This is a genomic window from Sporosarcina sp. Y838, assembly GCF_056786515.1.
The window spans coordinates 36,937-63,600 of the sequence record NZ_JBXCJD010000016.1 but is presented as its reverse complement, the minus strand read 5'-3'; the positions used below and the strand labels follow the sequence as shown (position 1 = coordinate 63,600).

At 41.5% G+C, this 26,664-nt stretch carries 32 protein-coding genes; 8 read left to right on the top strand and 24 right to left on the bottom strand.

Annotated elements, in window-relative coordinates:
- Positions 1-123: 123 nt before the first annotated feature.
- The 5 genes from AC1TO4_RS15740 to AC1TO4_RS15720 form a co-directional block, all read right to left on the bottom strand.
- Positions 124-372, bottom strand: a complete 249-nt coding sequence (locus tag AC1TO4_RS15740; protein ID WP_482101444.1) for a hypothetical protein — start codon at positions 370-372, stop codon at positions 124-126.
- A 47-nt stretch (positions 373-419) separates the two neighbouring features.
- Positions 420-1,268: a membrane protein insertase YidC gene (gene yidC, locus AC1TO4_RS15735; RefSeq protein ID WP_482106113.1), complete on the bottom strand. Its 849-nt coding sequence runs from the start codon at positions 1,266-1,268 to the stop codon at positions 420-422.
- A 52-nt stretch (positions 1,269-1,320) separates the two neighbouring features.
- Positions 1,321-2,133, bottom strand: a complete 813-nt coding sequence (locus tag AC1TO4_RS15730) for a helix-turn-helix domain-containing protein (RefSeq protein ID WP_482106112.1) — start codon at positions 2,131-2,133, stop codon at positions 1,321-1,323.
- Between the two features lie 95 nt (positions 2,134-2,228).
- The gene (locus AC1TO4_RS15725; RefSeq protein WP_482106111.1) at positions 2,229-2,582 is read right to left on the bottom strand and encodes a hypothetical protein; all 354 of its coding nucleotides are present in this window, start codon (positions 2,580-2,582) and stop codon (positions 2,229-2,231) included.
- A 75-nt stretch (positions 2,583-2,657) separates the two neighbouring features.
- Positions 2,658-3,110 carry a GNAT family N-acetyltransferase gene (locus AC1TO4_RS15720; RefSeq protein ID WP_482106110.1) on the bottom strand — a complete coding sequence of 151 codons (453 nt, stop codon included), beginning with the start codon at positions 3,108-3,110 and terminating at the stop codon, positions 2,658-2,660.
- Positions 3,111-3,209: 99 nt separating this feature from the next.
- Here AC1TO4_RS15720 and AC1TO4_RS15715 point away from each other — a divergent pair, with 99 nt between their 5' ends.
- Positions 3,210-3,704: an N-acetyltransferase family protein gene (locus AC1TO4_RS15715; RefSeq protein ID WP_482106109.1), complete on the top strand. Its 495-nt coding sequence runs from the start codon at positions 3,210-3,212 to the stop codon at positions 3,702-3,704.
- 43 nt (positions 3,705-3,747) lie between these two features.
- Here AC1TO4_RS15715 and AC1TO4_RS15710 read toward each other — a convergent pair whose 3' ends face one another.
- The 5 genes from AC1TO4_RS15710 to mntR form a co-directional block, all read right to left on the bottom strand.
- Entirely contained in the window at positions 3,748-4,221 is a 474-nt protein-coding gene (locus AC1TO4_RS15710) for a DUF4064 domain-containing protein (RefSeq protein WP_482106108.1), read from the bottom strand.
- Between the two features lie 352 nt (positions 4,222-4,573).
- Complete coding sequence (locus AC1TO4_RS15705; protein WP_482101451.1) at positions 4,574-4,855, bottom strand: GNAT family N-acetyltransferase; 282 nt, start codon at positions 4,853-4,855, stop codon at positions 4,574-4,576.
- Between the two features lie 61 nt (positions 4,856-4,916).
- Positions 4,917-5,786, bottom strand: a complete 870-nt coding sequence (locus AC1TO4_RS15700) for a DUF1002 domain-containing protein (protein WP_482106116.1) — start codon at positions 5,784-5,786, stop codon at positions 4,917-4,919.
- A 278-nt stretch (positions 5,787-6,064) separates the two neighbouring features.
- On the bottom strand, positions 6,065-6,922 hold the full coding sequence (locus AC1TO4_RS15695) for a CvfB family protein (protein WP_482106107.1): 858 nt from the start codon (positions 6,920-6,922) through the stop codon (positions 6,065-6,067).
- Positions 6,922-7,347: a transcriptional regulator MntR gene (gene mntR / locus AC1TO4_RS15690; protein WP_482101454.1), complete on the bottom strand. Its 426-nt coding sequence runs from the start codon at positions 7,345-7,347 to the stop codon at positions 6,922-6,924. Before mntR ends, AC1TO4_RS15695 begins: the two co-directional genes overlap by 1 nt.
- Before the next feature lie 132 nt (positions 7,348-7,479).
- Between mntR and AC1TO4_RS15685 the strand changes: the two genes are divergently transcribed.
- Positions 7,480-7,626 (top strand): lmo0937 family membrane protein, encoded by a 147-nt coding sequence (locus tag AC1TO4_RS15685; RefSeq protein WP_482101765.1) that lies wholly within the window; start codon positions 7,480-7,482, stop codon positions 7,624-7,626.
- A 326-nt stretch (positions 7,627-7,952) separates the two neighbouring features.
- Here AC1TO4_RS15685 and AC1TO4_RS15680 read toward each other — a convergent pair whose 3' ends face one another.
- Genes AC1TO4_RS15680 through AC1TO4_RS15670 form a run of 3 tightly spaced genes read right to left on the bottom strand, consistent with a single transcriptional unit; the run spans position 7,953 to position 11,553 of the window.
- Positions 7,953-9,065, bottom strand: a complete 1,113-nt coding sequence (locus tag AC1TO4_RS15680; protein WP_482106106.1) for a GNAT family N-acetyltransferase — start codon at positions 9,063-9,065, stop codon at positions 7,953-7,955.
- 27 nt (positions 9,066-9,092) lie between these two features.
- Positions 9,093-11,222, bottom strand: coding sequence for a heavy metal translocating P-type ATPase (locus AC1TO4_RS15675; RefSeq protein ID WP_482106115.1), 2,130 nt, complete (start codon positions 11,220-11,222; stop codon positions 9,093-9,095).
- Positions 11,188-11,553, bottom strand: coding sequence for an ArsR/SmtB family transcription factor (locus tag AC1TO4_RS15670; protein ID WP_482101457.1), 366 nt, complete (start codon positions 11,551-11,553; stop codon positions 11,188-11,190). The genes AC1TO4_RS15675 and AC1TO4_RS15670 overlap by 35 nt, the downstream gene beginning before the upstream one ends.
- A 176-nt stretch (positions 11,554-11,729) precedes the next feature.
- Here AC1TO4_RS15670 and AC1TO4_RS15665 point away from each other — a divergent pair, with 176 nt between their 5' ends.
- The gene (locus AC1TO4_RS15665; RefSeq protein ID WP_482106105.1) at positions 11,730-12,074 is read left to right on the top strand and encodes a hypothetical protein; all 345 of its coding nucleotides are present in this window, start codon (positions 11,730-11,732) and stop codon (positions 12,072-12,074) included.
- Between the two features lie 36 nt (positions 12,075-12,110).
- On the opposite strand, the gene AC1TO4_RS15660 is transcribed toward AC1TO4_RS15665, so the two are convergent.
- From AC1TO4_RS15660 to AC1TO4_RS15630, 7 genes are read right to left on the bottom strand one after another with little or no spacing between them, the layout of a single operon-like run.
- Positions 12,111-12,488 (bottom strand): Na+/H+ antiporter subunit G, encoded by a 378-nt coding sequence (locus AC1TO4_RS15660; RefSeq protein WP_482101458.1) that lies wholly within the window; start codon positions 12,486-12,488, stop codon positions 12,111-12,113.
- On the bottom strand, positions 12,466-12,750 hold the full coding sequence (locus tag AC1TO4_RS15655) for a Na(+)/H(+) antiporter subunit F1 (RefSeq protein WP_482101459.1): 285 nt from the start codon (positions 12,748-12,750) through the stop codon (positions 12,466-12,468). The genes AC1TO4_RS15660 and AC1TO4_RS15655 overlap by 23 nt, the downstream gene beginning before the upstream one ends.
- A complete protein-coding gene (locus AC1TO4_RS15650; RefSeq protein ID WP_482106104.1) occupies positions 12,750-13,232 on the bottom strand; it encodes a Na+/H+ antiporter subunit E in 483 nt (160 codons plus the stop codon). The genes AC1TO4_RS15655 and AC1TO4_RS15650 overlap by 1 nt, the downstream gene beginning before the upstream one ends.
- A 46-nt stretch (positions 13,233-13,278) precedes the next feature.
- Positions 13,279-14,763 (bottom strand): Na+/H+ antiporter subunit D, encoded by a 1,485-nt coding sequence (locus AC1TO4_RS15645; protein WP_482106103.1) that lies wholly within the window; start codon positions 14,761-14,763, stop codon positions 13,279-13,281.
- The gene (locus AC1TO4_RS15640) at positions 14,756-15,094 is read right to left on the bottom strand and encodes a Na(+)/H(+) antiporter subunit C (RefSeq protein WP_482106102.1); all 339 of its coding nucleotides are present in this window, start codon (positions 15,092-15,094) and stop codon (positions 14,756-14,758) included. The genes AC1TO4_RS15645 and AC1TO4_RS15640 overlap by 8 nt, the downstream gene beginning before the upstream one ends.
- Before the next feature lie 3 nt (positions 15,095-15,097).
- The gene (locus tag AC1TO4_RS15635; RefSeq protein WP_482106101.1) at positions 15,098-15,520 is read right to left on the bottom strand and encodes a Na(+)/H(+) antiporter subunit B; all 423 of its coding nucleotides are present in this window, start codon (positions 15,518-15,520) and stop codon (positions 15,098-15,100) included.
- Entirely contained in the window at positions 15,510-17,921 is a 2,412-nt protein-coding gene (locus AC1TO4_RS15630) for a Na+/H+ antiporter subunit A (protein ID WP_482106100.1), read from the bottom strand. The genes AC1TO4_RS15635 and AC1TO4_RS15630 overlap by 11 nt, the downstream gene beginning before the upstream one ends.
- Before the next feature lie 367 nt (positions 17,922-18,288).
- Here AC1TO4_RS15630 and AC1TO4_RS15625 point away from each other — a divergent pair, with 367 nt between their 5' ends.
- Positions 18,289-18,960, top strand: a complete 672-nt coding sequence (locus AC1TO4_RS15625; protein ID WP_482106099.1) for a histidine kinase — start codon at positions 18,289-18,291, stop codon at positions 18,958-18,960.
- A gap of 46 nt (positions 18,961-19,006) precedes the next feature.
- Here the strand turns inward: AC1TO4_RS15625 and murB are convergent, their stop codons facing one another.
- A complete protein-coding gene (gene murB, locus AC1TO4_RS15620; RefSeq protein WP_482101466.1) occupies positions 19,007-19,927 on the bottom strand; it encodes a UDP-N-acetylmuramate dehydrogenase in 921 nt (306 codons plus the stop codon).
- A 198-nt stretch (positions 19,928-20,125) separates the two neighbouring features.
- On the opposite strand from murB, the gene AC1TO4_RS15615 reads away from it, so the two are divergent.
- Positions 20,126-20,653, top strand: coding sequence for a YceI family protein (locus AC1TO4_RS15615; protein ID WP_482101467.1), 528 nt, complete (start codon positions 20,126-20,128; stop codon positions 20,651-20,653).
- A 99-nt stretch (positions 20,654-20,752) separates the two neighbouring features.
- On the opposite strand, the gene AC1TO4_RS15610 is transcribed toward AC1TO4_RS15615, so the two are convergent.
- Positions 20,753-21,385, bottom strand: coding sequence for a DsbA family oxidoreductase (locus tag AC1TO4_RS15610; protein ID WP_482106098.1), 633 nt, complete (start codon positions 21,383-21,385; stop codon positions 20,753-20,755).
- Between the two features lie 104 nt (positions 21,386-21,489).
- Between AC1TO4_RS15610 and AC1TO4_RS15605 the strand changes: the two genes are divergently transcribed.
- A complete protein-coding gene (locus AC1TO4_RS15605; protein WP_482106097.1) occupies positions 21,490-22,863 on the top strand; it encodes an FAD-dependent oxidoreductase in 1,374 nt (457 codons plus the stop codon).
- A gap of 49 nt (positions 22,864-22,912) precedes the next feature.
- Entirely contained in the window at positions 22,913-23,698 is a 786-nt protein-coding gene (locus AC1TO4_RS15600) for an AAA family ATPase (protein ID WP_482106096.1), read from the top strand.
- 74 nt (positions 23,699-23,772) lie between these two features.
- Here AC1TO4_RS15600 and AC1TO4_RS15595 read toward each other — a convergent pair whose 3' ends face one another.
- Both AC1TO4_RS15595 and AC1TO4_RS15590 read right to left on the bottom strand, forming a co-directional pair.
- On the bottom strand, positions 23,773-24,699 hold the full coding sequence (locus AC1TO4_RS15595; RefSeq protein ID WP_482101471.1) for a manganese-dependent inorganic pyrophosphatase: 927 nt from the start codon (positions 24,697-24,699) through the stop codon (positions 23,773-23,775).
- 42 nt (positions 24,700-24,741) lie between these two features.
- Positions 24,742-25,185, bottom strand: a complete 444-nt coding sequence (locus AC1TO4_RS15590) for an RrF2 family transcriptional regulator (RefSeq protein ID WP_482106095.1) — start codon at positions 25,183-25,185, stop codon at positions 24,742-24,744.
- A gap of 161 nt (positions 25,186-25,346) precedes the next feature.
- Here AC1TO4_RS15590 and hmpA point away from each other — a divergent pair, with 161 nt between their 5' ends.
- Positions 25,347-26,534: an NO-inducible flavohemoprotein gene (gene hmpA, locus AC1TO4_RS15585; protein WP_482106094.1), complete on the top strand. Its 1,188-nt coding sequence runs from the start codon at positions 25,347-25,349 to the stop codon at positions 26,532-26,534.
- Positions 26,535-26,664: the final 130 nt, after the last annotated feature.

Below are 26,664 nucleotides of genomic sequence, written 5' to 3'. Positions count from 1 at the left end.
GAAAAAATTAGCTGGCATGAGTCCGGTTCAATACCGTCTGCATACCAGCCAATTAGCTGCATAATATAAAACTCTAACTTTAGGGGGTCACAACAAAATTTCAGTTCCCAGTGTACGTCTTTTTCAAGCAACAATAATAACAACGAGTCCCACAATAAATGCTGTTCCAAAAAAGAGTGACATCCATAACATCCATTTCGACTCACGCGTCATACCCTGGTCACGAAATGATAATGAACGAGCTCCATTCGTCAATGAAAATAGTGCGAGCATCGATAGGACAGCAAAGTATAAATTCAGTTTGATAATGTAATAGATAGAGGCTATTGCAGCCGCCCCTATTCCGATTCCAAACAACCATTTTGCTTGCATGTATATACCTCCAAAAAAAAGACCGAAGATTTCTCTTCAGCCTACTCTCATTTATCTTCTTTTTTATCTAACTCTATTTCTTTAACTTCTTCTTTTTCTTTTGCTTCAATAATAACTTCTTCAGCACCTTCTACTACGACCTCAGGATGCTTATAGTAGAACTTGCGCCCCAAATACGTTTGGAAGATAAGGAGAAGTCCGCCAACAGCCCAGTAAAGGGGTAATGCCGCCATCGCTTGAAACGAAATGAACATAATCATGATTGGCGACAAGTAAATGAACGCTTTCATCTGTTTCTGCTGCGTTTCAGGCATCGTCCAGAGTGAAACACGTGCTTGAACGAAGTAGACTGCACCCGCAAGTACCATCATGATCATGTCAGGTTCCCCAAGATTGAACCAAAGGAACGTGTGTGATTGTACTTCAGGGGAATTCAGGATAGCAAAGTAGAGACCCATGATGACAGGCATCTGAATAATCAATGGAAGACAACCCATGTTAAGCGGGTTAACGCCATGTTTCGAATAAAGCCCCATCATTTCTTGCTGAAGCTTCATTTGCTCATCTTTTAGTTCTTTTTCTTTCGCTTCTTTCAAACGTTTCTGAATGTCTTCCATCTCAGGACGAAGTGCATCCATTTTTATCTTCATGTTCTGTTGTGCCTTATAGTTTTTCAACATAAGTGGCATAAGGATGACTCGTATTAATACTGTAATTAGGATAATCGCTAGACCGTAACTCCCATTGAAGAAGTCACTGAAGAAACTAAGTGACCAATCCATTGGTTTAACAAAAAGATTATAAAATGTACCTTCTTTGTTCTCGATGGCCGCACATCCGCTTAGAAATATGGCAGTAGTCAGTAACATCGTTAGTAACCCAATCTTCTTCTTCAATAAACTCACCTTCACTATTTCAAACTACTGAAATTATACCCTAATAGCACAATCAATTACAATGTTTGACCTTTAAAGAATCAGTTTCTTGTATAGGTAGACTATAATGAAAATACTCCCCCGCCAAACTACTTCGGAACCGTCTGGGCGTTTGACCCGTGTATTTTTTAAACATACGGGTAAAATAACTTTGATTGCAAAAGTGAAATTTGTCGGATATACAAGAAATTTTCTCTTCAGAAAAACGAAGATTGTATTGAGATTCTTCGACCTTGCGAATAGCTATGTACTCCACTAGAGTAATACCAGTATGTTCTCTAAATATGCGAGATAAATGGCTCGTACTAATGCTGTACTTTTTCGCAAATTCCTCAACAGTCATAGACTTTTCCACGTTCTCATTAATGTACTTGATGACATTATTCACTGTACTATGCATCAGTACTGGCTGTTTTCTCTTCGAAAATACATGTATATAATACTCAATCAATTCATATGCCAGTTCAACAGTATTTTTTTCATTTAATTTACCAGCTATCAACATGAAACACTCTAAATTGAAATCTATCGCCTTACTAGCAGAGTGAGATGTACACTCTAACTTTCTTGCCACCATCGAGGATAGTGTGATTAGGTAATATTTTACAGCATCATATTTGTTGGTCTTAGTACGGGCTGTAACATAATTCAGAACTACTTTTACTACTTGCTGTGCTTCTTTTTTTTCAGAACGGACTAGATGGTTTAATAACTTTTCTTCTAAGCGGAAAAAGTTTTCTACTTCTCTGTTTGTATTCCTTTTTCCCTTTTTATCAATTTGCATTTCATACTTTGTTTGGTGTTGACTTTCCGTTGCCGTATTCATTTTTTCACCTCGTTGTTCAATTGTTAGTTGTATCTGATATATTCGAAAAAAAGCACTCCCTTATTGGGAAGTGCCTTTGGTACCATCCGTCAATACTATTTATTGGATTGTTCCGTTATTGGTTGATCTGATTCTTTTTTGTGATATAGTCCGTCTGTTTCAGCCGTCATCTTCACGTCGTCTTCAACTTCTTGGTTATAATAATGGACACTTGTTTGAGCACCTTCACTGACCATTTTATTATCTTGAAGATCGTACGGATCCGAATGACCAACTTTTGTGTCAGAAGAGCGGTTTAACTTTTGTGATTCAATAAAGGAATCAACTTTTGTCTTCATATTTCCGAAAGCAACTTGTGCCTTATCTCTGTTTTCCTTTTTACTGAAGTAAGCATATGCACCAGCTGCAATCGTTGCAAGTAGTAAATTGTTATTTTTTTTACGAGCCATTCAAATCATTCCTCCCAAATATAATAAAGATGCGTTATGTAGTGAGTATACCCTCATCTTCCCATTTAGAAACTATCATTCATCACCAATATATAAAATCATATCTATATGTGGAATTCCTCCATCGTCATAAGGCTTAGAAACGGCTTCAAATCCATGTTTTCCGTAAAAGCTTGCAAGATGGGACTGTGCTTGTAGACGGATTTTTTCTGGACTCCATTCGTCTGTAATGTAATTAAGGCACTTTTCCATGAGCTCATGCGCAAGCCCTGACCCTCTTTTGTCTTGTCTGACTATTACGCGTCCAACTGAGGGTTCTGGATACTTCACATTCGACGGAAGAAGCCGCGCATATGCAGCGATTCCTCCTTCATCTAAGCAAAATACATGAATTGCTTTGTAATCGTGACCATCTACTTCATGATACGCACAGTCCTGTTCAACAATGAATACATCAACTCTCAACTTCAACATTTCGTATACTTCACGACCGCTTAATTTCTCAAACTCTCTGTAAATCCATTCCATATCAATCTCACTCCCATATATTTCAATTTGATTACATCGGTAGTTATTGACTCTGTTATTTGGTATAATGACAAAAAGAAATGCAGAGGTGACAGTGCGATGATCCGACTGATGACAGCTAAGGATAGTATGCACGTTCAACAAATTGTACTCCACACTTGGAGCGAAATGTACAATGGGACCATTCCCAAAGATGTTCAAAAATCATTTATCCATCGCTCTTATTCGGATGCGATGATAATGAAGCGTATGGAGAAAACATATGTAGTGGTAGCAGAACACAAAGGTGTTCCAATCGGCTTCGCAAACTTCACGAAAAAAGATGAAGATGGTGATTCCGAATTGACCGATATGTACATTTTACCTTCTCATCAACACAATGGATATGGAAAACGGCTATTCGATTACATGTTATCGTTACTTTCTGACGCGCAACAGCTGTTCGTCTATATAGATGGGCGCAACGCTATCGGACGCGCCTTTTGTGAAAAACAAGGCTTCCAACTAATTGATGTCTTCGAAGAGCATTTTGAAGGGTATCCTGTTGAAACTGCGCAGTATGTCTATTGTATTCGCCAGCCTGTACTTGTTTAGTAAAAAAACGCTTTCCTCCAAACGGAGGAAAGCGTTTTTTTCATTATAAAGGTCTCATCTTTCCGTTATACTGATCATCTACAAAATGGGGTTCTTGAGTTAATGGCGGTTTCTTTATGAAACATAGAATTCCGGCAATATAGAGAAGTATTGAAGTAATGTTTAAAAATCCTCCCAACACCCCGGCAATGATAAATAGTATTCCAGCCAGTTTTGGATTTTTGTTATTCCAAATATTTACGACCCCGATAACTATCAAAACGAGACTTATAATCAAGGCAATAATGATTAACCACATAAAACCACCCAAGAAATTAAAGGCTGTAAGGAAAATCTCAATGTCTGCAGGATTAAGCGTAGGATCAAATAATAATATCTCCGTTCGGAATTCATCCTGGAACGTAGGATCTGACTTGATAAAATTCAAGAATGCCAGTATCGCAAAGCTTAGAATAACTCCTAACACTGTTAGAACTGCACTAATAATCGATAATACTTTTTCTACTGTGCGTTTCACGAAATACACCCTCCTTTATAGCTATGTATATGTCTATACGTTTTACATGGGAATAAGTTTCATCTCCCACGCATTATCTGTTTAATATGTTTGACTCTTGTCTTAAAGGGTAATAAATAGGTATTCACCATTTATACTTTTTGACGAGAGGGGACGTTACAAATGGAGAAAAAACTAATTTTCAGTCAAGCCGACATGATGTATACGATCGCCGGTGCTTCAGTTTTAACGAGTATTTTGTACTTCATTACATTACTGTGAGGGATACGAATGAACCAAATTTCATTAGGTAAAATATAAAAGGCAATCCGTAGTTACTATAACTAAATGGATTGCCTTTTATATGTTCACATTATACTTTGAGGTCGTCGTAGTCTTTATAACGTTCAAACGCAGTTACAACGTATGAACAAACAGGCTCCATTTTCAGTTCTTGTTCACGGGCGTAATCAGCTGCGCGATCGAGTATTTTTTTTGCAACCCCTTGGCCACGTAAATCTGGGGAAACGAAAGTGTGGTCCATTACCATGACGTCACCAAGAATAGTCCACGTAATTTCGGCTAGTATCTTTCCATCTTCTTCATGACGGAACGCGAATGCGTCCCCACCTAATTCCACAAATTCGAATTCCATTTAAATTGCTCCTTTTCCATAAATTTAAATCACTGAAATTTCACCACAATTCGGAACATGTTTACTTAAACCACGATTGAACAGATTCGATCAGATTCGCGAAAAACTCTTTCACTTTATCCCAGAATCCTGGATCGATGTCACCTATTGTATCTTTAATCTTAGTTGACATATCGGAAAGTTGCTCAGAAATCTTATTAAAGTCGATATCTAGACTTCTTATCCTATCCATTAAGTCAATTAGCAATTGACGGTCAGCTTCGCTTAACTCGATATTGTATTTCTCCAGCTGTTCAGCCACAATCCTTTCGACTTCTTCCTTAGTCGCAGGATTTTTCTCTGCAATTTGTTTCTTAATATCCGTTAGAAGTTCGGCAACTTTATCACTCTCGACTCCAGTTTCTTTTGCAAATTTCGTCGCAAGATTCAATTCATCGTTAGCAACATCCGTCCGCTCCGTATCGAGCTTCTCGCCAGTTACTTCATAAGCTTTGTATATACCAACAAGCGCTGAGTGACCCGTCACTTTTTTGGGTGATGCCACTTCAACAATTGCATCTTCAATACCCGCTGTTAGCATTGCTGTAGCGTATATTTCTGATGTTACTTGTGTAATGTTATCTTCAGTAACAATACTGATGACGAGTCCTTTGCCTTCTTCTTGCCTCGTAATTTTAGCTGAAGAATACATTCTTGCCTGACTATTTCCATCTTTAATATATTTCACAAGGTCACTGCCGTCAACGGTGATTTCTTCAACTTCCGCTTCTTTTGCAACGCCTAAACTTTCTTTAACACTTTCTTTTTCTGCATCGGATAAGTTCGCACCATATACGACAATTGGTACACCCAGTTTCTCATTAATAACCGGTTCTTCCGCACTTACAGTTGCCGGTCCCAGAATTCCGATAACTAATACGGCTGCAATCATTGTTGTTAGTAGACGTTTCAATGAACATTCCCCCTTCTTTACATGAATCAATTACGCCTCGGCGTAATTGCGTCCAGATTTTGAATCGAGCTTGCTCGATTAACTCCTTTCAAAATCCGTGACATCCGCCAGAGGCTTTATCTTTGTTCAGCGGGCGTTTGGACACCCGCTGAACAGGAAAATAAAACCGCATTCATCTCCCACCTATGGAGGTGAGAGTCTTCTGCTGAATAAAGATAAATACGATTCGGGGTCAAAAAAGTTCCCTTGCTTCGGTGTTATTTCAATAATGTCTTCCCTTCACTTTGTTCAATTCTGCCCTCTTTCATGAGTTTACCGAGCGCACGCTTGAATGATGCTTTGCTCATATTGAACACTTCTTTAATCTCATCCGGTGTTGACTTATCAGTAAACGACATGCGCCCATTGGCTTTGTCTAAGTAACGTAGAATTGTTTCAGCGTCGTCTCCTAAACGCTCCTCTTTACGCGGGAGCATTGACCCATTCAATGTTCCATCTTCACGGACACCGATTATACGTACTTTCATTTCCTGGCCGAGACGGGGTTCTCGTTCCTGTTCCGTATTGTGAATGAAGATACGGTAATTTTCCGGAACACTAAGCATGAATGACCCTACTGGCAACAGACGGTACGCTCTAGCTTTTATATCCATATTGAACAGGGATGAAGGTGCTTCGACAATTTGTTCCAATACGCGTTCTTCCGTTGCAAGTCGTCCAAAAATCGTACCGCCCAAATCCATACGAAGTGTCATATACAGCGCATCATCCGTTTTTGGCCATAGCGCCCGCACTTTTGGCATGTCATTTTTATTAACTAGCACTTCGATAGAGGAGCCGATATCCACGTAGACCCCTTCATGTTCATCTACTCTTATTACACGTGCCCACCCAAAAGTGTCAGCTGTCATGTGTGGAATTTGCATGGTCGCTGAAAGTTCTCCACGTCTGTTTGTATAAAGAAAGACGTTAACTTTATCACCTACTTGAATGTCCTCATCCGCATCGGATGTGTTCATCATAATATGATCGCCATCTCCATCCAATACCCACCTCGAACCATCTTGCTCCAATACTACCAATTCTGCTTTATAACCCGATTTAAGTTCTTCCATTACTTATCAACCTCTTTCTCAAAATCCATTACTCGTAGCTTTCTAACAAACTCATCATCTTGTCCCATCGCTTCAACAAGATTTGTTATTCGATCCATCGCATTCCAGCTAAGATGATGTTCAATTCCTTCTACGTCCCCATAAATGTTTACCTCGTCAACCCCGATAATGCGGAGAAACTGTTCCAAAAGATCATGACGCCGTACAAGTCTTTTTCCGAATTCAGATCCTTTGTCCGTCAACTCAAGACCTTTGTAACGTTCATAGACAATATACCCTTCTTTATCTAGACGCTGTGCCATTTTTGTTACGGAAGAAGGAAGAACTGCCAATGATTCTGCAACGTCAGATACACGCGCAACGCCTTTCGCTTCAATATGCAAATAAATCTGTTCTAGATAGTCTTCCATACCCGGTGTTGCCAACTGTAACGCCTCCGTTATGTATGCCCGTACTCAATCCGAATTACTCCTGTCTCCTAAACTCTGTGTTTAACAAATCTGCAGAGGGGGTAAATTTAGAATACATACAGTAAAGGGGTGAGGCACTTGGGTCGAATTTTATGGTTAATCATTGTAGCACTATTCGTATTTTGGTTATTAGGTCTAGTTTTTAAAATTGGTGGAGGACTAATTCATATTCTTCTTGTAATTGCGGTTGTTGTATTTATCTTCAACCTCATTACTGGAAAACGGAGCGTGTAACGAAAGGGATGTCGACTCAAGTCGGCATCCCTTTCTAATGCACTCTTTCAAACTTTGGTAGCGAGACGGCTACTTACGCTTTTCTTGTCTAGCTGCAGGCGCCAGACGCTCGGGTGATAAGCCTGGAAGCCTGAGCGGCAAAGGGCGCCGCTAATCCTTCCCGACTTATGCCGGTCGCGTCTAAACGGCGCCTTTCGCTTTTCATTAGTCTAGCTACAGGCGCCAGCCCCTCGAGTCGCTTCAGTCTTACTGTTAAAGGCAAAGAACGCCTTTATCAGTAAGACCTCCAGCGCTTTTCGGGGCCAAACGGCTACTTACGCTTTTCATTAGTCTATTTTCGCATAGATGCATGTATTTCGTAAAACATTACCATCCGGTGATAAGGAATCTTGGTTTAATATCCCTTCAAGCGTAAACCCAGCACGTTCAGCGACGCTCCGACTTTTCATGTTTTCTTCGTCACAGCGTATTTCTATTCTGCGGGCCCCCAGTTGTTCGAATGCAAATTGCTCAATAGATTTCACAGCTTCGGTCATATAGCCTCTACCCTCAAATTCCGTAGCCAACCAGTAACCGATTTCAAACTTTGGAATCGACCAATCAATTCGATGAAGCCCTGAGGAACCAACGAATTTGCCAGTCTCTTTTTCGTATATATGAAAGCGCAGGTCAACACGCGTGATGAAATTTGCAATTGCTTTTCGTAAGCTCTCCTCTGTCATATGCAGCTCAGGTTCCGGTTGCGCCCACGGCATCCACTTGCGAAGCGCCGGTAAGGAATCTCGTATTGCGTTCCAGGCATCCATTGCATCATCAAGTTTTGGAGCACGAATAACTAACCGGTCCGATTCGAATGAATCCGAAAAGCTTGGTATAAACGGAGTCCTTACAGGCTTCCTTGACTTCTCACCATCTTCCCAAATGACAGGAGTCGTCGTCCCCGCCATAAAGTCTTCACGTGTTATACCATAGGTCACTGCATCGTAATAGGAATTCTCTTTTGGTGAAAACCAAGCTTTCCGAAGATGCGCTTCTTTAACAAAACCTGCCCGTTCAAACGTTTTTCGCATCGCTAAGTTATCCTGCCTTGTGTGACCTTCGAGACGTATTTTATTGCCAAATAAATTAAATACATATTCTGCTACAAGCCTTAGTGCTTTGGGTCCGTAGCCGTGCCCTCTCGACATATCCGCTATTCGTAAATCGAATAACGGAATGGTATCTTGTAAATCGTATATCTTCACAATGCCCACTTTTTCCTCGTTTTCATTTTCTACCCAGAATGTTTTCACTTCATCCGACCCATATCCGCCTTCTTCAATTGTTTTTTCAATCAGATGGCGACCGGGATCGGAGTTGCCGTGGAAAGGCCACGTATTTGTAGTGATAAAATGAATTAACTGTTCCTGCTCTTCCATAGTCCATTCTTTTAAATGCATTCAATTTCGCCTCCGTTTAGAACCTGCTTACTTATTAACACGCAACAAACGAAGCGAGTTCAGTACAACGAGTAATGTCGCACCCATATCCGCGAAGATGGCAATCCATAATGTTAGCCAACCGGGAATGATAAGGAGCAGCGCAATAATTTTTAAGCCTAATGCAAACATAATGTTTTCTTTGATGATTCGCAATGTTTTTCGGCTAAGTTTTATTGTATAGGGCAGTTTTTCTAAATCGTCTGCCATCAGTGCAATATCAGCTGTTTCAAGAGCGGCGTCCGTTCCTGCCCCGCCCATGGCAATCCCGACAGATGCTGCCGCTAAAGCAGGGGCGTCATTGATTCCGTCACCAACCATGGCGACACGGCCATATTGTTTGCTCAATTGTTTAATTGCTGTCAGTTTGTCTTCAGGCATCAGACCGGCACGCACATCCGTAACGCCCAATTCAGCAGCAATTGCTTCTGCCGTCACCTGATGATCTCCTGTCAACATAACTGAATGACGGATTCCAATACTCTTCAATTGTTGAAGAACCTCTCGGCTTTCCGCGCGAATCGGATCCGTTACTGCCAGCAATCCACCGAACACCGATCCTGATACAATAGCCATCACTGACTTCCCTTGCTGTTGAAGGGATGCCGCTTGGTGTAAGACTGATTCCGGCAACGATGACAGCTCCTGCGCCCAACTGATACTTCCGATATAAGTCCTCACGCCATCAACCTCAGCATAAGCTCCTTTTCCAGTTACTGATTGGAAATTTGAAACCCGAACTTTCTGAGCACCGAATGCATGCGCATAATCAACGACAGCTTTCGCAAGCGGATGCTGTGACAACGATTCGACGGCTGCAATTGCATTTAGTAATTGTACTCGACTTCCTTCATCACTAGGAATGAAATCTGTTACTTCCGGATAGCCTTTTGTTAATGTGCCTGTTTTATCGAAAGCGACAACATTAAGCCTTCCCGTCTCTTCAAGGTGGATACCGCCTTTAATAAGTACGCCTTGACGCGCAGCGTTTCCAATCGCGGTCACGATCGCTACCGGCGTGGAAACTACAAGCGCACACGGACAACCGACGACAAGTACTGCGAGTCCTTGATAAATCCAAGCGCTCCAATCCCCACCAAGTAAAGGAGGAATGATAGCCACTAAAATGGCTATCACGATAATAACAGGTGTGTAATAGTTGGCAAATTTATCGACAAATTTTTGCGATGGCGCTTTTTCCGCCTGTGCTTCTTCTACTAGGTGGATAATTTTCGCAATTGTTGTATCCCCAACAAGCTTCGTGACCGTTACTTCGAGCGCTCCTTCTTCATTGAGTGTTCCCGCAAACACATTATCACCTGGCTTTTTAAGAACAGGAATGGATTCACCCGTAATCGCCGATTGATTCACTGTAGATGCTCCCGTCAGGATCGCACCGTCCATGGCAATCTTCTGTCCAGGTTTCACGATGAGGATATCCCCGACGCGGATGTCTTCTGTCAAAAGCTCCACCAATTCTACTCCGCGTTTTACCAAAGCAGAGGGCGGTGCAATATCCATTAACTTTCGGATTGACTGCCGAGCTTTGTTCATTGAATAGGCTTCCAAGGCTTCACTGACTGCGAACAAAAAGACAACAACCGCGCCTTCACGCCATTCACCAATGATTGCAGCGCCGATAATCGCAATGGTCATTAATGTTTTCATATCAAATTCAAAACGAACAAGGTTTAGCAATCCTGTTTTGAATATCCCCGCTCCGCCAACTACGATTGCAATGGCAAAAAATAGTATCGCCGCCGGATGTGTTTCTGAGTAGAGGAATGAGATAGCCATCCCTACCATTAAAAAGATAAGCGAAAAAAGTGTAACAAGATTTTCCTTGCGTTTAAAGAAAGGTATCTTCGCTTCAATTACCTTACGCTGTAGCGAAACCACTTTAATGCCATCAAAAGCACCCGCTGCTTCAAGGTCTTCTATACTTGCGGTACCGCTGAATGCTAATTTAGAAGCACCAAAATTCACTTGCGCATCTTGTACAGATGGTAATTTTTTGACGTTATTTTCGAACTTCATGGCACAACTGGCACAAGTCAGATTCTCAAGCCGATATTCTTGTTTTTCAACCGTTGTCAAATTCAACACCTTCAATCGCATGCTCATGTGCAATCTTCACAAGTTTGTAGATGTGATCATCTGCAAGTGAATAGTAGACCATTTTCCCTTTTTTCCTGGACTTAGCAAGTGCTTGAACGCGCAAATACCGTAAATGATGGGATGCAGTAGCGACTGAAGAACCAATGACTGCCGCAACATCGCAGACACACATTTCTTCTTCTATCGTCAGGGAATAAGCGATTTTCAATCTTGTTTCATCTGCCAACGCTTTGAATATCCCTACTGCAGCTCCTAAATCCGGGAGCGCTTTCTGTACACCTTCAACGACTTCTTCATGAACTGATACCACTTCACACACTTCTTTTATCATCCTATATACACCTCATTCAAATGTTTGTTTGATTGTAATTAGTATATGCAAAATTCCGAGAAGTTGCAAGGTTAATCAAACGATGGTTTGAATGTTTATTCGTTCATCGGCGTTTCAATATACCTGCATGGACGAAATCCAGAATTTCTGCTAGAACGTGGCACGACTAAACTGCAATGACGGCTCGAAAAACTCATAACTCGTCGCTTACAATGCCGGAATCGATGATTTGCATTATCGTCCGCAAGAAACATCCAACGCCGATTGAGGAGCCTATTGAGCAGTTACACACCCCACATCAACTTGTCATTAAACACGGGGTCGTCGGACCAACAATCGTGAATTACGCGAATAGTAATGCTGTCGATCTCGTTGTTCCCGGCAGCCGCAGTCTTAAAGTGGAAAAACGGAGCGCATTTGCGTCCCGCTTTTCCACTTTTACGTATATTCTCGTACTATTCAACGATGGCATCCCTCGCTCAATCAAGCCGATTCTGACCCATTCGCAACATGCCTTCTAGTCCTTCATATAATCAAAGAAAAGGATAGACCCGACTTTAGTCGCCGGTCCCATCCTCTTCTTTATCCTTATGTAATACATCATACAATTCATCCTCAGTAGAAATCGCTGCAAGTTTTACATTCGAACGGTAAGCTGCACGGACAATCACATGCCCGGCAACCGGTGCAGTCAGAAAGACAAAAACAATTCCAAGAAGTAGACGAACACTTACGAAGTGTTGACTAAACAAAAAGTAAATGAAAGCACCTGACAAAGTCAGCAAAACTGAGAGCGTCGAGCTTTTCGTAGCTGCGTGGGATCTCGTATAAACGTCAGGTAACCGAAGCAGTCCGAACACGCTGATTACGCTCGCAATTCCGCCTAGCAAGATTAGAAATGCACCTAGAAATTCACCGATCGCGTTTACGTTCAACAATAACACCCCTCTCAATGAATTTCGAGAAGGCGATTGTTCCGATGAACGATAGAATTCCCATTATGAGGATGACTTCTAAAAACGACTTTGTGTTCATCATTACTGAAATGACAGCTATCGTGGCAATTAAATTGACACCTATGACATCAAGACCTATAACCCGGTCCGGCATAGATGGTCCGAGAATAATCCGTATGACAGCAATGGCTATTGTTATCGAAAATAATATGAGCGAAGTTGTTAGCATTACTTGAATCATTAGCGGGTCACCTCCATGATCGCTCTTTCAAAGTTATGCAACTGCATTAAGAGTCCATCACGTGATTGTTCGACGTCCATCGCGTGGATGTAAAGTACATTTCCCTCAAGGGATACTTCCATGACGACAGAACCCGGGGTCAATGTCAAAAGCAATGATAGCAACGTTACTTCCGAATCACTATTCAATACAGTTTCATATTTGAAAATACCTGGTTTAATTTTCAGCGTTGGGCTAAGAATTTGTTTCAATACGACGACACTGGATTTGGTCAACTCCGAAATGAAGATGAAGAGCAACTTAATGGTTGCGTATAAGCGGCGCAAGTAAAATCGGGTACCGAAAAATCGGTGCATGAAAAATATGATTCCAATCCCTACTAGGAAGCCAGCAAAGAAAGTCGTAAACTTCAACTCGTCTTCATCCATTAGGAGCATCCAGAGCAAAGCTATAAATAAATTCAACAATAATTGGGCTGGCATAAACGGTCACCTCTTCTTTACGGTTAATGGATAGGAGTGTTCTCGATTATCCGTTGCCTTTCAAAACTGCATCGATATAAATTTCGGGATTCATCAGCGTGCGTGCCGCATCAGAAACGTATGGTGCAAGTCCCTCTGCTCCAACTCCCAATGCAATAGTCAAAATACCGAACAGCACGAGTGGAATAAGCATCCCTTTTTTTAGCGGGACATCGTCATCTTCATTAATGATTGTTTCACCCCAGAAACAGTTCATGAAAATGCGCAACAATGAATAAAGCACAAAAATACTAGATGCGAAGGCAATTGCCAGCAAAACGAATGAACCCGTTTCAATTGCGCCCTGTCCGATGTACACTTTACCGATGAATCCGCTAAGTGGTGGAATTCCGGCAAGCGACAGCATCGTGATGAAAAATAGCCAACCCAGCAACGGATAATTTCGGATCAAGCCGCTCATTTTTTCAATCCTACCTGTTCCTGTCAAGTAAACCATCGTTCCGGCAATCAGGAATAACAGTGCTTTGATAATCATGTCGTGAATCAGATAATAGATAGACCCTTGGATTGCCACTTCTGTCGAAACAGCTAGTCCAACAAGTATAAATCCGACTGCAATAACGACATTGTAGGAAACAATCTGTCGAATATCATTGTAGGCAATTGCACCGAAACATCCGCCAATCATCGTTACCGCAGCCATGATGCCAATCATCGAATGTGTTACACCCGGCTCGTGATAAAAGATGAGTGTAAACACGCGGAACATAGCATAGACACCCACTTTCGTAAGTAACGCACCGAACAAGGCCGCAACCGCTGTCGGCGGTGCACTGTATGATCCTGGTAGCCAAAAATAAAGAAGTAGTCCAGATTTCAAACTGAAGACTATTAAAAATATAATACTAATCACTGTCAATAGTGGCCCTTGTCCGACTTCCGCAATACGAACGGATAGATGCGCCATATTGAGCGTTCCTACTGTGCCGTATAAATACGCGATGCCGACTAGGAAAAACCAAGATGACAGCACATTTATGGAGACATACTTTATCGATTCGACAAGTTGTACTTTCCTACCCCCAAGTGTAATAAGAACGTAGGAAGCTAATAACATCACTTCGAAACAGACGAATAAGTTAAATAAATCACCAGTCAAGAACGAGCCGTTTACACCAGCAATGAGAAAAAACACGAATGGATAAAAGAACATATTTTCATGTGCCCGTCCGATTGAAGAAAACGCATAAATTAGAATGATTCCTGTAACAATCGCGGTCGTCAATACGAGTAGCATGGAAAATGAATCCGCAACGAACGAAATCCCGTAAGGCGGCAACCAGCCACCGAAATCAATCCGTAAAATCCCATCCGCCTGAATCAGATTCAATATGTATATACTCACGGCGATGGTCACTGTAATGGAAATTAGACTGAATCCCCGTTGAGTTTTTATATTGCGTCTAAGAAATATTAGTAAAATCCCCGTCAATAAAGGGATAATCATCGGCATTACAACAATATTATTCATCTTCGAACCCTCTCAATGCAGTCAGACTGTCCGATCCAGTCTCATTGTATGTTCGGTAAGCTAGTACCAGTAAAAACGAAGTCACCGCAAAGCTGATTACTATTGCTGTGAGAATTAGCGCCTGCGGGAGAGCATCCGTATAGCTTTCTGCATTTTCACCTAATAGTGGGACAGCACCTTTTTTCAGTCCACCCATCGTCATTAAGAGCAAATGTACAGCATGTGACAAAATAGCAGTACCTAGAATAACCCGAACCAGACTTTTGGATAGCAACATATAGACAGCAACCGTTACCAGCACTCCAACGAGTATCGTTATTAACGTTTCCATCAGCTACACATCCTCACTAATACTTAATATAATTGTTACGACGACGCCGACAACAGTCAGCGCCACCCCAGCCTCGAAAAGAACCATAGTCGACAGCTCTGTTTCCCCGAACACTGGTAAATTGACATGGCTAGCCGTAATTGTTAGGAACTCAGCGCCGAAGATAACCGGTCCGAGTCCCGTTCCCACAGCGAGCAAGACTCCGAATGCTGCAATTTTCTTGAAATCGAATGGAATTCCCTTATGAACTGTTTCGATATCGAATACCAAATAGAGCAGGACGAAAGCAGAAGATAGGACAAGACCGCCTATGAAACCCCCTCCGGGATTATTGTGGCCAGATAGGAACAATTCAACACCAAACGTCAAAATGATGAAGACAACGATTTTCGTCACAGTTTGTAAAATGACATCATTAGTTTTCAACGTCCTTGTCCCCCTTCCCCGCCTTTAGTTTAATTAATGTAAACACTCCGATTCCCGCGATGAAAAGAACGACAACTTCCAACATTGTATCGAATGCCCGGAAGTCACCCAAGATCGTATTGACAATATTCTTTCCACCCGTGAGCTCATAAGCATTTTCAAAATAGCTGGAAATTGAATCGAACATTTTATTTCCCTGGACGATTAATGCCAGAACCGTTACAACCGTTCCAACTGATACCGCTATAATGCCTCTTGTAATCTTTGATGAACGGGTTGCTTTCTCTTTGCTCCATTCCGGTAAGAAATAATAACATAAAAGAAATAACGCCGTAGTCACGGTTTCTACGATAATTTGTGTTAATGCTAAATCTGGCGCTCGGAATACAACGAAGAGAATCGCAATTGAATAACCGAGAACACCATTTAAAAGAATTGCAGTTATACGCGATTTTGCAAAGATAATCGCTATACTCGCACCCATCATTACGAAAACGATGATGAATTCATTAATTGTAATAGGCGCGTCATTAGAGAAATCAATGGAAAACCCGCCTGTCCATAATAATCCTCCACCAACCGTCACAATGAAGAATATAAATATATAGGCAAGATAATCCCTAAGGTAGCCTGTCATATAAGTCCGTGTCAGGAATGCCGACCCATTTTCCAACTGCGATAATAGACCGTTATATGCAGTATCGAGATTCCAACGCATCGGGACAATCGTATAAATCCCTCGCCAATATCGGAGGAATATATAAAGTAACGTGCCCAGTATGACGACACCGAATGTCATCAGTAATGGCATATTAAATCCGTGCCAAGCGGATATATGCGGAACAAGCCCTTTTGCCCCTTCAAATGGCGGATAGATTGAAGCCATCGCGGGACTCAATAAATAACGTCCCACGACATTCGGGAAGAAAAAGATTCCTAGGACAAGTAATGCAAGAATTGCTGGTGCAATAAGCATGCCCACTGGAGCTTCTTGTGCCTTCCGGTCAAGACGATCCGGCTGATGTTTCCCAAGAAACGTCTGGAAAACGATAATCATGCTATAAACAAATGTCAACACACTCGCAAGCCAAGCGACGACCGGTATGAGCGTTCCCCATATTGGCCCCATTGCAAAAATATCGAGGTTGCGAATAATTAATACAGATTCAAAAAACATTTCTTTACTAAGGAAGCCATTAAACGGTGGTAATCCAGCCATCGAAAAACTTCCGATAACCCCAATTGTAAATGTCACAGGCATAAGTGACATTAGTCCACCAAGTCTCCGGATATCCCGCGTACCGACCTGGTGATCAATAATACCAACGACCATGAATAATGCGCCTTTGAACGTAGAATGGTTAATTAGATGAAACAAAGCTGCAAATCCAGCTTGCGTGTAAATAACCGAGTCTGCACTGTAGCCTTCGTTCAGTGCCGCAGAACCCAGTCCGAAGAGGCTCATAATCAGACCGAGCTGACTGATAGTAGAGTAAGCCAACAAGGCTTTAAGATCTGTTTGCCGAACAGCGTTAACAGAACCCCATAACAAAGTAAATATCCCTACACCAGTCACTGTATAAAACCACACCGATTCCCCACCAAATACAGGCGTAAAGCGTGCCACTAGGTAAATTCCCGCCTTTACCATTGTTGCAGAGTGTAAATAGGCACTAACAGGTGTCGGCGCTTCCATAGCATCTGGTAACCAGATGTGGAAAGGGAATTGTGCTGATTTTGTAAAGGCACCGAGTAAAACGAGCAACATTGCCGGTATGAAAAGAGTTTCATCTGTATACTGGCCAATGGTCCCAATTATTTCACGCACACTAAATGATCCCGTCATTGCATGAAGCATAATAAAACCGGCAAGCATCCCCACTCCGCCTGAAACTGTAATAAGCAACGATTTTTGCGCGCCTGATCTGGACTTTTTCCTGTGATACCAAAACGCGATTAATAAGAACGACGAAATACTTGTCAATTCCCAAAAAACATAAAGTACCATCAGATTATCTGACAGGACCACACCGAGCATTGCACCCATGAACATTAAAAGATAAACATAAAATCGCCCTAACGTTTCACGTTCGGATAAATAATATATGGAATAGAGAATGACTAAACTTCCTACCCCAGTTATAAGTAGTGCGAAAATCATACTTAGTCCGTCAAGATACGTCGTAAAATTAATTCCTGCAGAATCAATCCATTTAATTGTATGTATATACGTTATCCCTCCCGCAACAGAAGGAATATAACTAGCCAGAAAAATAAATAATGTTAGTGGAACAACCATGACAAACCATCCGATATTTCGGCTCGGGACCCGCTTATAAATGTACGGGATAAAGAGAGCAGCCAAAAACGGAGTGAAAATGGCTAACGTAATTGATAACAAATGCAAACCTCCAGTTCTAAACAGATTAATCCCGTTGATTTTATTCACCTAGAAAGTACACGGAAACCGATAGCTCTGAGTGTGTAGGGATTGTAAATTTTAATAATAGTTAAGTGTGCACTTGACCTGCGTCGTATCTGACGGGATAATAGGGAGCTATAGCTAACAAGCAGAAGGGGAAACTCTATAAGTTTATACAAGAAATTATACACTATAACGACATGGTTAGCACTTTGAAGGCATTCGATTTACTTATTTCTTGTCAAGTGAAGCAGTTTCATATATAATTGCTTGGTTTTCAATTAATGTTAAACTTCATATACAGATATATAATTAGACAAATAATAATTAAGAGGTGACTACCGTCATGGGCAAAGTAAAAGGTCGTATGGACGAGAGTATTCTCGTTTGTGTCTACTACGGTCCAAATGGTGAACGTCTCATTAGACGTGGACATAAAATCGCGACAATCATGGATTGTCCTATGTATATTTTAACTGTAGACCCATTGCCTTACGATGAATTTGATGCGGAAAAATCTGAGTATATCGATCGCTGGAAAGAGCTTGCCGAGGAATTGGATGTAGAAGAATTCATCGTCAAGGATAATGAAAAACGACCTTCTGCAAAAGTGATAAAAGAAGTAGCTCATAAAAACAACATTACACAAATAATTATCGGGCAAACGGCTCAAAGCAGATGGGAAGAGATTACAAAAGGGTCGTTCATGAACGTACTCCTGCGTGAAATCACGTTTGTTGACTTCCATGTCGTCTCTGTCGATCGTGCCATTCGTGACGAAATCGATGGAATGTTTGAAAAAGGAATTCGTGCCTATTTAGTAGAAGATGGGGACGGTTTCCGTATCAATTTCAAATTATCAAAAGAAGTCCGTTTTGAAGGTATTTTCTTTAAAGAAATCGGAACCGATTTCAACAACGGGATTTTTAAATTTATGAGTAACAATAAAATGTGTCAAGTACACATTACAGATGACCAAGTGACTGATCCCTCTTTGTTCTCTTGTAAAACTACTTAAATAAGTAACAAAAAGCGGATGCCCATTTATGGGCATCCGCTTTTTGTTACTCCTCTATTTCTTCGCCTACGATTTTCACTTCAAGCTCAAGGTCTATGTCAAACTTCTTTTTAACCTCCGCTTTAACCATATCAATTGTCTGAATGTAATCAGAAGCTGTCGCATTGTTTTTATTGATGATAAAACCGGCGTGCTTCAATGATACTTCTGCACCTCCATGCCCTTTCCCCTGCATACCGCAGTCTTGTATGAGTTTTCCTGCAAAATAGCCCGGAGGTCGTTTAAACACACTTCCGGCTGAAGGATACTCAAGCGGTTGCTTAGACTCGCGTTGGAAAGTCAAGTCAGCTACTTTCGCATCAATGACATCCTGACTTCCTTGTACAAGCTGGAATTCAGCAGACAGAACAAAGTAACCATTTTTCGAAATAATACTTTGACGATAACCGAGTTCGAGATCATCTTTTGTGAGAATTAGCCGCTCGCCCTTTGGCGTCAGCACCGTCGCCTGAACAATGATATCTTTTATTTCCCCTCCGTATGCACCGGCATTCATCGCCATTGCACCTCCGATAGAGCCCGGAATTCCGCATGCAAATTCGATGCCCGACAGTCTAGCTGCTGCTGCACGTTTTGAAACATCAATAATCAGTGCACCCGCTTCTGCATGTATGAGCGAACCTTCAATTCTTATTTCACTAAGCTCTGACAAATGAAGGACAATCCCCCTTACACCGCCATCCCTGACGACCATATTTGACCCATTTCCCAGTAATAACAACGAAATCTTATTTTCATATGCGTAGCGTACTGTGGCTTCTGTTTCATCTATAGTTCCAGGGATGACGAGAAGGTCTGCAGCTCCTCCAAGTTTTGTCATCGTGTATTTGCCAAGTGGTTCGTCAATTAGTAATGTGCCTTGTGTAATTTTTTTCTGAAGTTCTTTAAACCATTGATGTTTTGACATCAACATTCAATCCTTTCAATATAAAGCTTTTCATCTTTAATAGTATGCTTGGAAATTATTCTTTTGACAAGGAATTCTAATTGATTTGAAATCGACCTCCTCAATTCCCTCCAAATTCATCCAAATAAATACCTTGACTTCAAGATACTTATGGAATATAGTAGAAACATATTCAAATATGAAAGGGAGTTTTTCACAATGACAAAATGGACTGTAGACGCTTCACATACAAGCGTAGGTTTTTCAGTAAAGCACATGATGGTTTCTAAAGTAAAAGGACGTTTCACAGGGGTAGAAGGTACATTTGAAGGTAGCCCTGAGGACTTGACAGGCGCCAACCTCAATTTCACAATTGACGCTAATACAATTCATACAAACAGCGAAGACCGTGATAATCACCTTCGTTCTGCCGATTTCTTTGATACAGAGCAATTTCCAAGCATCACATTCGTTTCAACAGCTATCACTAAAAAAGGCGGCAACGAATACGACGTTACCGGCGATATGACAATTAAAGACGTGACGAAAGAAATTACGTTCGAAGCTGAATACGAAGGTACTGCTAAAAACCCTTGGGGTGTAGATGTCGCTGCTTTTGAAGTTGAAGGCAAAGTCTCAAGAAAAGAATTCGGTCTTACATGGAACCAAGCACTTGAAGCAGGTGGCGTTCTGGTTGGCGATGATATTAAGATTACAATCGACTTACAACTTAACCCTGCTCAATAATAATAGCAATTGGCACCCAGTGCCTATCGTTGAAACAAATAAATGGACCAAGTGATCATTATGATCTCTTGGTCCATTTTAATTTGGTATTGGTTAAACTTATGCTTCTTCAGCTTGGCGGAGAGCTTCAGCAAATGCATCAACAGGTTGAGCACCTGAAATTGCGTACTTACGATTAATCACGAAAAACGGAACACCCTTCACGCCAAGTTGTCCAGCTTCCTCTATATCCATTTTTACGTCTTCTGCAAATTCATCAGAATCGAGAACTTCTTTCACACGGTCGCGGGAAAGTCCTGCCTCTTCGGCAATACGGAGCAACACGTCATCTGTTCCAATCTTCTCCCCATCGATGAAGTAAGCCTTCAGTAAGTTTTCCGTTACTACCTTGCTGTGGCCCTCCTGTTCCGCAAGTTTCGCGAGACGATGTGCATTAAATGTATTTGCAGGCGTCATTTTATCAAAGTCGTAATCTAGTCCTACAGTTTTTGCCTGTAGCTCCACATTATCGGTCATGTTTTTTGCCTCTTGAGCACTCATACCATACTTTTTAGCTAGATCCACCCGTACAGAATCATTCGACTCAGCAGCCGAATTCGGATCAAGTTCATAGGCTTTGAAAACAATTTCAGCTTTTTCCAAAAGACCGGTTTGTTCCAGTGCCTCTTCTAATCTGCGTTTACCAATGTAACAAAACGGGCAAACGTAGTCTGACCAAATCTCGATTTTCAAATTATATTTACCACCTTTCATATCCCTATTTTAAATTCAATCCAAGAAGGGAACAATGAATATGCTTACTACTATTTCGAACATTCTTGACGGAGGTTATAATTTTGACCAATTCATTATGGCTAAGTACTGCACACCCCCGAGAAGCCTCCCCTGAAATCGATGGTGATATCACTTGTGACGTCTGTATCATTGGCGGTGGTCTAAGCGGAATTGCCAACGCTTACTTTCTAGCAAAGGAAGGGAAAGATGTAATTCTGCTTGAAAAAGATACGATTCTGGCAGGGGCCACAGGTAACTCTACAGGGAAACTCACTGTCCAACATGGCCTCATCTATGCAAAGCTACTGAAACAATTCGGACGCGACAATGCAAAATTGTATTTTGAAGTGAATCAAGAAGCTGTCCAATTCGGCAAGTCCTTTGCCAATAAAAGTGAACTTAAGATAGCGGACTCTATTCTTTACTCCCAATCCAAACTTGGCACTGATATGCTTCGTTATGAAATGAAAGCCTATGAGGAACTTGGTATCCCGGGCGAATTCGGAAAAAACTCAGAATTGCCGATACAGATGGATGCAACACTCACCTTGAAAAATGAAAGCCAGATTCATCCTGTTCGTTTCGGGCAACATCTAGCAAAGCTCGCAGTCGAAGCGGGCGCACGTATTTACGAAAATTCGGATGTTGTATTGATGGACTTAAAAAAACGGCTACTTTCCACGAAATCTGGACACGAAGTTAAATTCACCGAACTCATTATATGTACGCACTACCCAATAGAAGCACTGCGTGGACTTCAAATCATGAAGTTATCCGTCGACCGTTCTTATATCGTCTCAGCAGAAGGTAATATGGCTCTACGTGGCCAATATATTTCAGTCGACGAACCGAAACGGTCAATCCGAACTGCGCAAATTGATGGAAAAACATTTTTCCTACTATCAGGCGAAAGCCATCAGGCAGGCATGGAAAGCGATACGCAAGTATATTACAATCGACTTTATACCGAAGTAAGAGATTTATATAGGCTATACACAATCACTCATGGCTGGTCCGCACAAGATCCACAGACATCGGATTTGATACCGTACGCGGGAATAATTTCTGCAAGCATGCCTTATGTCTATTTGAGTACGGGTTATCGAAAATGGGGATTATCGAATTCAATGGCGAGTGCTCGGATAATTAGTGACCTCATTGTCGGAAGAACTAATCCCGCATCCGAACTATATTCGCCAGATCGAACGGGGTTTGGGACATTTTTACTACAAGCCTTAAAAAATACCGGCATCGTTTTAAAGGAATTTGCGGGTGGTCACCTGACCCGTACGGACTCCCCTATTTGCACGCATATGGGTTGTAGGACGAGGTGGAATGCCGCTGATGAAACATATGATTGTCCATGTCACGGTTCACGCTTCCGAAAGGACGGCTCAGTTCTAGAAGGCCCAGCAACAAAACCGCTGAATTTGTAATAAAGCGTTTCCTCTTTTTAAGGTATACTGTCTAAAAAGGGGTGTTTCTATGACTTTGCGTGAAATTCGACGGATTCGAAGGTCTGATGAAGACCGTTATCCGTTCAATCCAGACATCATTCAAAATTTTGAATCCCTGACATTGAAAGCCCCTATTACGATTATCGCCGGAGATAATGGAAGCGGTAAAACGACGTTATTGGAAGGTATTGCAGCAGCTGCCGGTAGTACACTCATTAGCGGAGAGCATATGGAAATGGATCGTTCACTATCCCCCGCATTCGAATTGGCAGATGAATTCAAGTTAATTTGGTCAGTGAAAACAGGCAACGGCTTCTTTTTCAGGGCTTCTGATTTCGTTACGTATATACGCAGCATTGCCAACATCCGAGAAGAAGCACGTCAAAAAATAGAAGAGATTAAAAGGCGTAATCCGAATAGCCTGGAAGTACTTCCCTACGCTAGAACGTATAACGAACTACGGAATTTATACGGCGAAGGATTGGAAAAACGTTCGCACGGGGAAAGCTTTCTCGACTTGTTTCAAGCACAGTTTCAACCAAACGGCTTTTATATCCTCGATGAGCCTGAAGCACCTTTATCACCGAATCGACAACTCACATTGCTGGCAATTCTCCACGACATGGTTGCCGAAGGTGCACGATTCCTCATTTCCACCCATTCTCCCATGCTTATGGCATATCCTGGTGCGGATTTGTATGAGATTCAAGACGGCGAACTGGTGAATGTTTCGTTCGATGAAATCAGGCATGTTAGTATGACGAAAGACTTTTTGAATGATCCGGAGAGGTATTTGCGGCATTTGTTCAAGTAATCAATAAATTGTTACAAAACAAAAAAAGGTTGCAATCCACTTTTTTCGCGGATCACAACCTTTTACTATTTATTTCATTTTAACGCTTCAGTCAATACTGGGACAATTTGCATCTTGCGGGAAACGACGCCCTTTAAAGTAGCTGTATTGTTTACAAGTGTCACATTGAAAGCTGCACTTGCACGAACTGCTTCTTTACCAAGCACCAGGACGATCGAGTCATTATTCAATATGTCGGTAACGACAAACAAAAATAGATCAAGTCCTTTTTCAGCAATGACACGATACAGAAGGTCTTCTAGATCCGCTTGGCGGTTCATGACATCATTTACGTCGATTGCATTTACTTGTGCAATTTCAACTTTCACATCATTGATTGCGAATTCTTTAGCATCCAATTTCACAAGATCTTCAAGCGTTTTATTGCTCAAATCAGCACCAGCTTTCAACATAGCCAGTCCATACTCTTGTGCATCCACGCCCGTGATGGCTATCATTTCTTCGACAGCTGCACGATCTTCATCAGTATACGTCGGTGACTTGAACAATAGTGAGTCTGAGATAAGTGCGGAAAGCATAAGCCCTGCAATGTTCTTCGGAATTTCAATACCGTTTTCTTTAAATAGTTTGTTTAGAATCGTCGCTGTGCAACCAACTGGCTCTGCACGATAATATAGAGGTTCATTGGTCTCGAAATTGGCGATACGATGATGATCCACCACTTCAATGATTTGTACTTCATCGATATCATCCACGCTTTGTTGTTTCTCATTATGGTCGACAAGAATGACTTTCGCTACTTCAGGCGCTGCTTTTTCAATCAAGCGCGGCGCTTCAAAACCAAAATATTCAAGTGCATAAGCTGTCTCGTTCGTAATATCACCAAGTCTCACTGCTTCAGCATTCATCCCTAATTGCTGTTTTAGATATGTATAACTGATAGCGGCAGAGATTGAATCGGTATCCGGATTTTTATGTCCAAAAACAAAAACTTTTTCCATGTAAAATAGCCTCCTGCTCATTTTATATTCTATTTCATATTATCATAAAGGACGGTCAAATAAAATCGCTGCTAATTCATCTTTATTAACGATGAAATCAGCGACCGTATAATTATCCAAAACTGTCAAATAGGCATTCAATGCTTCATGTAAAGCACCTTTCAGCCGACAGACCGGTGATAGTATACAACTATTCGATTGGAGATTGAAACACTCTACGAGGTGGAAATCATCTTCAGTCTTTCGAACAAGTTCTCCGACATTGATATTTTCAGGCTCTACCTTCATTCTTATCCCGCCACCTCGACCACGAATCGTCTCGATCAACCCCATTTTTCCAAGCTCGTGTACAACTTTCGTCAAATGATTTTTCGAAATGCCGTAAGCATCTGAAATGTCCTGAACCTTCGATAGTTCTCCGTGTTCTTTTGCACCCAAGTAAATTAATACACGTAAAGAAAAATCTGTATACATCGTAAGACGCATAATTTCACCACTCTTTCCGATACTATTATAACGTTTGTGGCAAGAAGGTGATAGAAATGTGACTAAATTATAAACCTTTCTTAAAGATGTATTATATATCTATCTTTAAAGCTTATCATCGTTTATGCTTGTACTAACAACTTTGAAAGGTCGTGTTTCACATGCTATCAGAAGAAACCATCACGATTATCAAATCAACAGTACCTGTCTTAGAACAACACGGAAAAACAATTACAACAGTATTTTACAAAAATATGTTTGAGGCTCACCCTGAACTTCTCAACATTTTTAATCACGCCAACCAATCACAAGGACGCCAACAAAGTGCTCTTGCAGGTCTTGTTTACGCAGCAGCTGCTAACATCGATAACCTCGAGGCTGTATTGCCAGCTGTCGTTCAAGTTGCTCACAAGCACAAATCACTTAACATTACGCCAGAACAATACCCCATTGTTGGATATTATCTATTAGGCGCCATTAAAGAAGTATTGGGCGATGCAGCTACTCCCGAAATTATCGGCGCATGGGGAGAAGCTTACGAAGTGATTGCAGGTGTATTCATCGGTATCGAGAAAAAGATGTATGCAGATGCAGAAGAAATGGACGGCGGATGGAAAACGTTCAAAGACTTCGTCATTGCAGACAAAGTAGTTGAGAGTGATGTCATTACATCCTTCTATTTAAAACCCGTCGATGGAAAAGAACTTCCTTCTTACAAACCTGGGCAATACATTACTTTACGCGTTACAATCCCTGGTGAAGAGTATATTCTGAACCGTCAGTATAGTTTGTCGCAAGCTCCAACTGGCGATTCTTACCGTATTTCTGTTAAACGTGAAGATGAAAACACGCCAAACGGCAAGATGTCTGTTAATCTTCATCAGGAAATGAACGTCGGAGATACAGTTGAAGTTAGTGTTCCTGCAGGTGTCTTCCACCTTGACATAGATAGTTCGACTCCTGTCACGCTGATTAGCGGCGGTGTGGGTATCACTCCAATGATGAGTATGTTTGACGCAATCGCAAAAAACACACCTGACCGTCCCGCTGCGTTCTTGCATTCTGCACGTACGCGCCAACACCAGGCGTTTGATGCAAAACTACGAACGTTGAATGAATCGATGCCTTCGTCAACTTATGCTGTACTGTATTCTGATGAAGGCGATGGCTTCATCAACCGTGACTTCCTTGCAGCCCATGTCATTGAAGGAAGCGACATCTACGTCTGCGGACCGACAGTGTTCATGCAGTCTGTCATTAAAGATTTATATGCAATGGGAATTTCAGAGGAAAAAGTCAACTTTGAATTCTTTGGACCAGCCCAAGAGCTTGATTTGGTAAGCGTATAATTCCTAAAAATGCTAAAAGTAGTGAGCTAAGCATAAAATCTCCACCTTAGAAGTTAGCTTGGTCTGATATTTCATGATTTATTAAACACACAACAAAAACCGTCATCCAAGCTGGATAGCGGTTTTTGTT

Bases quoted from the DNA above. Each gene is read 5' to 3' on its own strand.
- AC1TO4_RS15595 (WP_482101471.1), bottom strand. From the start codon at position 24,699: ATGGAAAAAGTTTTTGTTTTTGGACATAAAAATCCGGATACCGATTCA.
- AC1TO4_RS15700 (WP_482106116.1), bottom strand. From the start codon at position 5,786: ATGATTGCAGCCGTATTAGTTATCGGAATTCTGGGACCGGCAACTGTA.
- AC1TO4_RS15650 (WP_482106104.1), bottom strand. From the start codon at position 13,232: ATGCCAGCCCAATTATTGTTGAATTTATTTATAGCTTTGCTCTGGATG.
- AC1TO4_RS15680 (WP_482106106.1), bottom strand. From the start codon at position 9,065: ATGCATTTAAAAGAATGGACTATGGAAGAGCAGGAACAGTTAATTCAT.
- AC1TO4_RS15715 (WP_482106109.1), top strand. From the start codon at position 3,210: ATGATCCGACTGATGACAGCTAAGGATAGTATGCACGTTCAACAAATT.
- AC1TO4_RS15645 (WP_482106103.1), bottom strand. From the start codon at position 14,763: ATGAATAATATTGTTGTAATGCCGATGATTATCCCTTTATTGACGGGG.
- AC1TO4_RS15725 (WP_482106111.1), bottom strand. From the start codon at position 2,582: ATGGCTCGTAAAAAAAATAACAATTTACTACTTGCAACGATTGCAGCT.
- AC1TO4_RS15615 (WP_482101467.1), top strand. From the start codon at position 20,126: ATGACAAAATGGACTGTAGACGCTTCACATACAAGCGTAGGTTTTTCA.
- AC1TO4_RS15655 (WP_482101459.1), bottom strand. From the start codon at position 12,750: ATGATTCAAGTAATGCTAACAACTTCGCTCATATTATTTTCGATAACA.
- AC1TO4_RS15705 (WP_482101451.1), bottom strand. From the start codon at position 4,855: ATGGAATTCGAATTTGTGGAATTAGGTGGGGACGCATTCGCGTTCCGT.
- murB (WP_482101466.1), bottom strand. From the start codon at position 19,927: ATGTCAAAACATCAATGGTTTAAAGAACTTCAGAAAAAAATTACACAA.
- AC1TO4_RS15590 (WP_482106095.1), bottom strand. From the start codon at position 25,185: ATGCGTCTTACGATGTATACAGATTTTTCTTTACGTGTATTAATTTAC.
- AC1TO4_RS15625 (WP_482106099.1), top strand. From the start codon at position 18,289: ATGGGCAAAGTAAAAGGTCGTATGGACGAGAGTATTCTCGTTTGTGTC.
- AC1TO4_RS15600 (WP_482106096.1), top strand. From the start codon at position 22,913: ATGACTTTGCGTGAAATTCGACGGATTCGAAGGTCTGATGAAGACCGT.
- AC1TO4_RS15665 (WP_482106105.1), top strand. From the start codon at position 11,730: ATGACGGCTCGAAAAACTCATAACTCGTCGCTTACAATGCCGGAATCG.
- AC1TO4_RS15695 (WP_482106107.1), bottom strand. From the start codon at position 6,922: ATGGAAGAACTTAAATCGGGTTATAAAGCAGAATTGGTAGTATTGGAG.
- AC1TO4_RS15720 (WP_482106110.1), bottom strand. From the start codon at position 3,110: ATGGAATGGATTTACAGAGAGTTTGAGAAATTAAGCGGTCGTGAAGTA.
- AC1TO4_RS15670 (WP_482101457.1), bottom strand. From the start codon at position 11,553: ATGATAAAAGAAGTGTGTGAAGTGGTATCAGTTCATGAAGAAGTCGTT.
- hmpA (WP_482106094.1), top strand. From the start codon at position 25,347: ATGCTATCAGAAGAAACCATCACGATTATCAAATCAACAGTACCTGTC.
- AC1TO4_RS15730 (WP_482106112.1), bottom strand. From the start codon at position 2,133: ATGAATACGGCAACGGAAAGTCAACACCAAACAAAGTATGAAATGCAA.
- AC1TO4_RS15640 (WP_482106102.1), bottom strand. From the start codon at position 15,094: ATGGAAACGTTAATAACGATACTCGTTGGAGTGCTGGTAACGGTTGCT.
- AC1TO4_RS15740 (WP_482101444.1), bottom strand. From the start codon at position 372: ATGCAAGCAAAATGGTTGTTTGGAATCGGAATAGGGGCGGCTGCAATA.
- AC1TO4_RS15675 (WP_482106115.1), bottom strand. From the start codon at position 11,222: ATGCGATTGAAGGTGTTGAATTTGACAACGGTTGAAAAACAAGAATAT.